The sequence below is a fragment of the Stutzerimonas stutzeri genome (assembly GCF_013522825.1).
Classification (GTDB): domain Bacteria; phylum Pseudomonadota; class Gammaproteobacteria; order Pseudomonadales; family Pseudomonadaceae; genus Stutzerimonas; species Stutzerimonas stutzeri_AK.
Genome location: NZ_JAAMQZ010000076.1, coordinates 1 through 6,233, shown reverse-complemented (window position 1 = coordinate 6,233; position 6,233 = coordinate 1). Strand labels below are relative to the sequence as shown.

Annotated in this window: 8 protein-coding genes and 3 pseudogenes; 4 read left to right on the top strand and 7 right to left on the bottom strand. The window is 54.0% G+C overall.

From position 1 onward, the window contains the following. Together G7020_RS23455 and G7020_RS23450 are read left to right on the top strand one after the other, a co-directional pair. Nucleotides 1-127, top strand: a pseudogene (locus G7020_RS23455) (IS5/IS1182 family transposase); the annotation flags it as partial. 97 nt (nt 128-224) lie between these two features. After that, entirely contained in the window at nt 225-680 is a 456-nt protein-coding gene (locus G7020_RS23450; protein ID WP_181087199.1) for a hypothetical protein, read from the top strand. Nucleotides 681-694: 14 nt separating this feature from the next. On the opposite strand, the gene G7020_RS24415 is transcribed toward G7020_RS23450, so the two are convergent. From G7020_RS24415 to G7020_RS23425, 5 genes are all read right to left on the bottom strand, one after another. Continuing rightward, a complete protein-coding gene (locus tag G7020_RS24415) occupies nt 695-961 on the bottom strand; it encodes an antitoxin Xre/MbcA/ParS toxin-binding domain-containing protein (RefSeq protein WP_082461812.1) in 267 nt (88 codons plus the stop codon). Between the two features lie 134 nt (nt 962-1,095). Further along, nucleotides 1,096-1,725, bottom strand: a complete 630-nt coding sequence (locus G7020_RS23440) for an HAD family hydrolase (protein WP_058410959.1) — start codon at nt 1,723-1,725, stop codon at nt 1,096-1,098. An 81-nt stretch (nt 1,726-1,806) separates the two neighbouring features. Then, nucleotides 1,807-2,304 carry a hypothetical protein gene (locus tag G7020_RS23435; RefSeq protein ID WP_033901917.1) on the bottom strand — a complete coding sequence of 166 codons (498 nt, stop codon included), beginning with the start codon at nt 2,302-2,304 and terminating at the stop codon, nt 1,807-1,809. Nucleotides 2,305-2,402: 98 nt separating this feature from the next. Beyond that, on the bottom strand, nt 2,403-2,720 hold the full coding sequence (locus G7020_RS23430) for a hypothetical protein (protein WP_033901845.1): 318 nt from the start codon (nt 2,718-2,720) through the stop codon (nt 2,403-2,405). Nucleotides 2,721-2,796: 76 nt separating this feature from the next. Beyond that, on the bottom strand, nt 2,797-3,531 hold the full coding sequence (locus tag G7020_RS23425; protein ID WP_033901844.1) for a metallophosphoesterase: 735 nt from the start codon (nt 3,529-3,531) through the stop codon (nt 2,797-2,799). A 176-nt stretch (nt 3,532-3,707) separates the two neighbouring features. Here G7020_RS23425 and G7020_RS23420 point away from each other — a divergent pair, with 176 nt between their 5' ends. Then, nucleotides 3,708-4,184, top strand: a complete 477-nt coding sequence (locus G7020_RS23420) for a helix-turn-helix domain-containing protein (protein WP_033901843.1) — start codon at nt 3,708-3,710, stop codon at nt 4,182-4,184. A gap of 52 nt (nt 4,185-4,236) precedes the next feature. On the opposite strand, the gene G7020_RS24235 is transcribed toward G7020_RS23420, so the two are convergent. Then, nucleotides 4,237-5,433: a hypothetical protein gene (locus G7020_RS24235; protein WP_228386024.1), complete on the bottom strand. Its 1,197-nt coding sequence runs from the start codon at nt 5,431-5,433 to the stop codon at nt 4,237-4,239. Between the two features lie 124 nt (nt 5,434-5,557). Here G7020_RS24235 and G7020_RS23410 point away from each other — a divergent pair. After that, nucleotides 5,558-5,650: pseudogene (locus G7020_RS23410) on the top strand (transposase domain-containing protein); the annotation flags it as partial. 37 nt (nt 5,651-5,687) lie between these two features. Here the strand turns inward: G7020_RS23410 and G7020_RS23405 are convergent. Continuing rightward, nucleotides 5,688-6,107, bottom strand: a pseudogene (locus tag G7020_RS23405) (arsenic resistance protein); the annotation flags it as partial. Between the last annotated feature and the right edge of the window lie 126 nt (nt 6,108-6,233).

The following is a 6,233-nucleotide window of genomic DNA, read 5'->3' as shown; positions in this document are numbered from 1 at the left end:
TGGCTGGCTGAAAGAAAATCGCAGGATCGGCACTCGCTATGACAAGCTGGCCAAGAGCTTTGCAGCCATGGTCACCTTGGCCTGCAGCCTACGTTGCATGCGGCAATACTTTTCGTACAAAGCCTAGTTCCAGCAAACTAACCAATCGCATATTCATCCTGCTGGCAGCGCTGCTGACATTCCAGTCGCTGGTTATTTCTTCCGTCTCAGTCCACCTACTTGATGTGCTAAAACTGCTTGGCATCGCAACTTCAACAGCACTGGCCATAGGAATGATGATTGGGCCATCTCAAGTCATGGCACGCCTTGCAGAGTTTTCGATTGGGCGAAACCTACACCCTACCTGGTCGGCTCGTATCGCCATCCTGCTATGCGGGGTGGGTATTGCGCTGCTGTTACCGGCCATCCCGTGGCTGGCCTTCGTAGCCTTGGCGCTTTACGGAGCAGGTAATGGAATTCTGACCATTGCTCGCGGAACATTACCCTTGGCTCTATTCGGCGCGGATGGCTACGGAGCACGTATGGGGCTGCTGGCTCGCCCGATGCTGATTGCCCAGGCTGTAGGCCCCATAGCAGCAGCACTTGCTCTAGAAAGATTTGGATCAATTCCGCTGTTAGTTGGAATGTGCATTCTAGTAGCAATAAGCTTTATTACGAGCCTTGCTCTCCCTGCCAAATGACTGGCTAAATGGGATTAGGCACGTATGCCGTGATCAAGCCGCATAATCTCGTCATGGATAATTGTGAATCCCATAGGTGTGCACAGCACCCTGCAGGGTGTCTGACGGCCTACACCTGCTACAGATCTTACAAGCCATCGCTGCGCCTTCTTTCGGCTTCCAAACACTTCAAGTGCGATTGAGAAGACCTGCTCGTAACGCGTCTGAAAACAGCGATTCCTAGCACTCCAGCAGCCAATCGGGGAGCGAACACATCGCCCGACAATCCTAAGCTCATTCATGCTTCACCCTCTGGTGATACTGGTCTGGTCGCCCCTCGTACTCTGTGCAGGGGGCATCCCGGCAGGGCCACCTCGTGGCGCGGCCCTTTAGCTCAGACGCAACGCTTACCATCGAATTGAAGATCTGCTCGCAGCTACCTATCACTCAGCACTGATCGTGCAAAGTGGGAAAGATTGGAAGCCCCGTCTCCATTCCTGCGCAACAGGTAACCCTTGATACCAACCTGGCCAGGCCCATCCCGATCACACCTTTCTGAGTCGCCAATCATGACGATCCGCCTCTGACCACTGAGCTCATTTTCTGGCCGGACATTAAGCAGATCGCAGGTGTGCTGATAGATGCCGGCTTGCGGTTTCATAACACCAATGCGATAGCTGAAACCATAGGCCCCAAGGTGCGGGAAAATCCTTTCCACTACGGGGCCGTAGGCCATTGCCAGGTTTGAACATACGGCCAGTCTCACCCCTGCAGCTTGCAGTAGCCCAACGGCCTCAACCGCGTCTGGATAAGGCTGAATGCTTGCCAGCTCTTCCTCCAAGCATTGATCAAGAAATGCGAGTTGGGAGGGCGAGATCTTGATACCAAAGGCCAGCGCAGCCTCGCTTAGAGAAAGGCAATGGGTCATGATCGTTCGGATGTCATCAGCGCGAGGCAAGCGGCCTTGGCGTCGCCCCTCTCGAAGCAACTGTCGAAACGGATGTGTCGGCTGCTGTATCTGTACCAGCGTTCCGAAGGCGTCAAAGATTACGGCACTGGTCTTCATCTGAGTTTCCTTCGCTGGTCACCGCCCGCAAGACAGCCAGCCACTCTAACGAGAATCAAGCTCAACAACCAAATAACCAATCTACCGAAGAGTAACGCCAAATTTTGAAAAATCATCCACCAGCGTTTTTCGACCCAGCATTTTCGGAAGCTTGAAGACGTTCCTGTACCCATACCACAAAAACATAGGAATAATGACAAGCCCAACTCCAAAGGTGGCCGTTGCAGCAATAATCCCAGCTGGAACCGCTGCTAGCGAAATAACCACACCCTTTACCAAAGTCGACCTTGCAATAATTCGCAGATCATCCAAGTCGCACTCAACTTTCCCACCAGCCTTCTCAAAAGCGACAACAATTATCGATTTCTTTGAGGCATGTTTATAGTACCAAGTTCGCGGAACATCAGTCGCCAAAGCACCATGCTTCGCAAGATACTTCAGCATCACAACCTCCTTGAAATAGAGCGTAGCGCCGTGTTCATCTTCATATCTAACACGTCGATAGAGAGCGTCTAGATCACCGCTCGCTTGAGCATCATAGTTCTTAACAGTCAATGTCAATTTCTTTAACTCGGACATGCTTCTTCCCTTAAACACACATTAACTATTAATGGATTAGATGACGGTGGGGCCTACTGAAGCAGGCTGAGACAGCGGCCTCGACGACGCGGGGGCACTCAAGCGGCGGCAGGCAATCGGCTGACCATGACGTAATGATCGTTGCCTGACACTGTCCGCAATAACGCCATGCCTTCGACCTCCGCTATCACCTCACTAGGGGGTGTGACAATTGTCATCCCATCAACCAGTTGCCCTGAAAGATCGCCATACACATACGCAACGAAACGATCGCCTACTTCAGCTGCATCTACCAGATACGCGTCCACTAGTGCACCCCAATCATGGGCCTGCGCAATCGCCAACTTAGCTGACACCAGACTGGGCAGTCGTATTCCGCCCTCAGCCGTCCAGTCCTGGGAATTCAGACAACTCATGGATTCTCCATCACGTTCGAATTTGAAACCTACTCACTTACTGAAAAAAGCTAAACGCCGGCAGCCCTGTCAGGCTTCATACACTGACAACTAGGTCTGGCCGAAAGCCAGTTTCTTCGGTGGGATAACCACGAGGATTACTCACAAACCGGACGCCATTAACAACCTCATCCACAGCTTCGTGGGTATGGCCAAAGATCCATAGATCGATCTTGAAATCCATCAGGCCATCCCAATTGTTTCCATAGGCTGCTCGCAAGTGAGGATCGGCTCCTTGGTCACTCACGAACTTCATAAGAGGCGGATGGTGAGTCACAACTACACGTTTACCGTTGAATGGCAGAGACAGCTGAGCCTCTAACCACTCCTTCGTCTCTCGATTTCTCGCGATCAGGTCGTCAGGGCGCAAACGCCGATACTGTTCACCGACACGGATAGCGCGAAAGTCATTCAGTGAGTCACGAGCACACCAAGAAGCAGCTACTGGGTCTCCGGTCGCGGCCAGGCTTGTCCAAGCCGTAGCACAGAAAAACTGCACATCACCGTACTCTAAAACCTGATTTTCCAAGACGTGGACGTGCGCCTCAGCAGCGTCAAGCAGCTTGCTGTGAGTTCGATCTATATTCCCGCTGTAGTGCTCATGATTGCCCATGGCGTAGACGACAGGCGTGCTGAAGGCCAGGCTGGCCCATCTGGCCCCCCTGGACTTCACGTGGATGTCGCCGGCTAATACGACCACGTCACAGTCCACCACAGGGGGGACGAAATCGGCGAACTCACAATGTAAATCAGACAGTATGTGAAGCTTCATCCCTAGCCTGCTGACGTCGACTTTCTAATAAATTGATCACTCCCTGGCCGGTCGCCCGGACGCGGCGAGGCTGTCATCTGTAGGCCCACGATAAACGATGGGCGCCATTATTGCCAGCTTTCGATATTTATCGACGCATGACGCTGTGGCCCTATTCTTCGTTTTGAGCGCTCAGCATGCAGAACGAGATAGCAGCAATAGTCCGAGCTCTGCGCGACCTTAGAGGATCGGCCCAGGAGGAGCTCGCCGAGATCAGTTCCCAAGCCAATCTGTCGCGATTGGAGCAAGGGAAAACGCAGGTCTCTTTGGTCAAGCTGAGCAAGATCGCGCGCACCCTAGATTTCGACCTCGTGGCTCTCGTCGCGCTATGCCAGGCTCTCCAGAATGGGTCATCACCTATCGATGTCATGGCGAAGGCTTCGCAGGATTTGGAGGGCTTCATAGCCCTGGGAGGCTTGCAGGGCCTGAAGAAGCACTGGGACGCAGGTGAAGGGCTGGTAAAGCGCACGCGAGGCAAACCCAGCAGCCCAGATCGAATCCGAGCTGTGCTAGAGCTCAAGGCCAGTGGCATGTCGAAGGCGGAGGTGAGTCGAGCGCTGGGTTTGCCTGAAGCGACTGTCAGGCGTTACTGGCTCAAAGAACTGCCTGGTTAGAAAGGGAGTCGTGGGGCACGAGCAAAGAAGCTCTCCACTTGTCCGATTCGATTTAGCGCGGCGGCAGATCCTTGAAGCGCAGCCTGGGATAGATCCGCCTTTCCTCAGCGCATTTGGAAATCTGGAAGAACGCTGACAGCAGTGCATCTTCCGAAGGGCAGTGGCGGGTCATCACCTCGAACTCGTTGTAATCGAAGGCTAGGACGCGGACACCAACCTCATCCATGAACTTCAAAATCATGGTGCTGTATTCATCGTAGTTGTCGATAAAAAACTCTCTGACCACGACAACTCCCACCAGGGGTCGTGCAGCAAGATCAATGTCCAAGGGCGTGCCGCCCACAAGCGCCAAGGCTGGATTGCCTTCTCGCTTGATCGTTGAAATAGCGCCACGTAGTTGCTGAAGACCGTTCTTCAACTGACTTGTAGCCTTCTTTCGCTTTCTCTCAAGCGTTGTGTTCAACGTCGCTGGGGTATTGGGACTGTCCTTCGCCTGCAGCAGTAAAGTCACTTCATCGCCCATTACCACTACGTCAGCCAGCTCCTCGCCATCGGAGACCTTCAAGGGGCCATGGATGATCCGCTCGGAGGTATATGCCCGCTGGAGCAGATAGATGATATCCAGTTCCTGAAACGTACCCGGCTCAGTGCGCTCCAACTGTGTATTGGAAAAGCCTTTGGAGCCTCGAAAGTCCTGGCGGGTCAGGTCGGTGATCAAATAGTCCGAGGGGAACAAATCCTCCCCTAGTAACACCGTTGCGGCACGAGCGTCGTCCTCATAGGTCGTGAGGCTGAACCACCTGTCCGCCTGCTCATACATCTTGGGCCAGTGATCTGCTCCAATTGGGCTGAGTGTACCGAGCTCCTTGCGGAGCTGACCAAGCTTCGCCTGGGCCTTACAACTGAACAGCTCACGGTTGTGCTCGTCGAAAAAGCACACACTGAACTCGTCAGGGAAGCTCTGCAGTGCCTCGGTGAGAGGGTCACCTGGGATGAGTGGGGTTTTGATCAATAGCGGGCTTTGTGGGTCATCAAAGCAGGCAGTGAGAAGCGTAAATCCCGTCGTTTCGTCTACCTTGTATGGCGCCAGGTAAAGCTTCAATTCGCGCCTTTGCTGAGCGGCCAGGATCAGCTCTTTCCCTGCCTTGATTACCAGCACGGAGCCCTCAGGGCCTTCAACGATCCATAATCCACGGGCTAATACAGCGATTTGCTGAAGCGATTGTGGCTTCATGATCGTGAGGTACATGTGAACTCCTTGGTGCCTGATTGCGTCCTGCATAACCTGAAGCCTACGCTGGAGGTCGCCCGAGAGATAGCCGCTCACTGGTATATCAAGATCGAAGTATTCACCTGGAGCAGGCCTGCCCGGCTATGCCTACCTGAAGGATGTGTTGACGCGCCTGCCTACGCAGCGAGCTAGTGAGATTGCCGAGCTGTTACCACACAGGTGGGTGACCGTTTAATCACGCAGGGTGTCTTGGACTTGTGCTTACCAAGCTTCTACATTTTGCGCCAGACCAAAGCAGGAATTGCTCGGATGTAAATTAGCTCGCTGACCAACTCAATCAGCGTTTGAGTGATAACTGCTGCCGCAGCGAGCTCTCTGATTTCTTCGGGCAAAGCCAGTGCCAGGGGCAGAACCACCAATGAATTTCGTGTCGAGCTACTGAACGCCACTGATCTTGCAGTGATGGCCGGCAATTTAAATGCCCGCGCAACCAGCGCACCGACCAGTGGTGCCAAGAGCATGAAACCGAGGTAGACGGGAATAACGGGCAGTAGCTTGTCCATGTCCCTGACCACTGCTGAGATCTGAGAGCCGACCACTACGACCAACACAGCCGCCATAGCTGGCACAGGCATCCAAGCCCATGCATTGTTCCAGCCCTCAACGACGCGTGACCTCTTTGCCCCGGCAGCTTGCGGATTCCACGCCATCCGGCCACCCAGTCCGCTCTCATCTGGCCAGGCATTCCAGGGCCATCTGGCCACCTGTTCCACGGCCATCCGGCCGGGCAGTCGGAGCGCAGCGACGCAGGGGTGGCA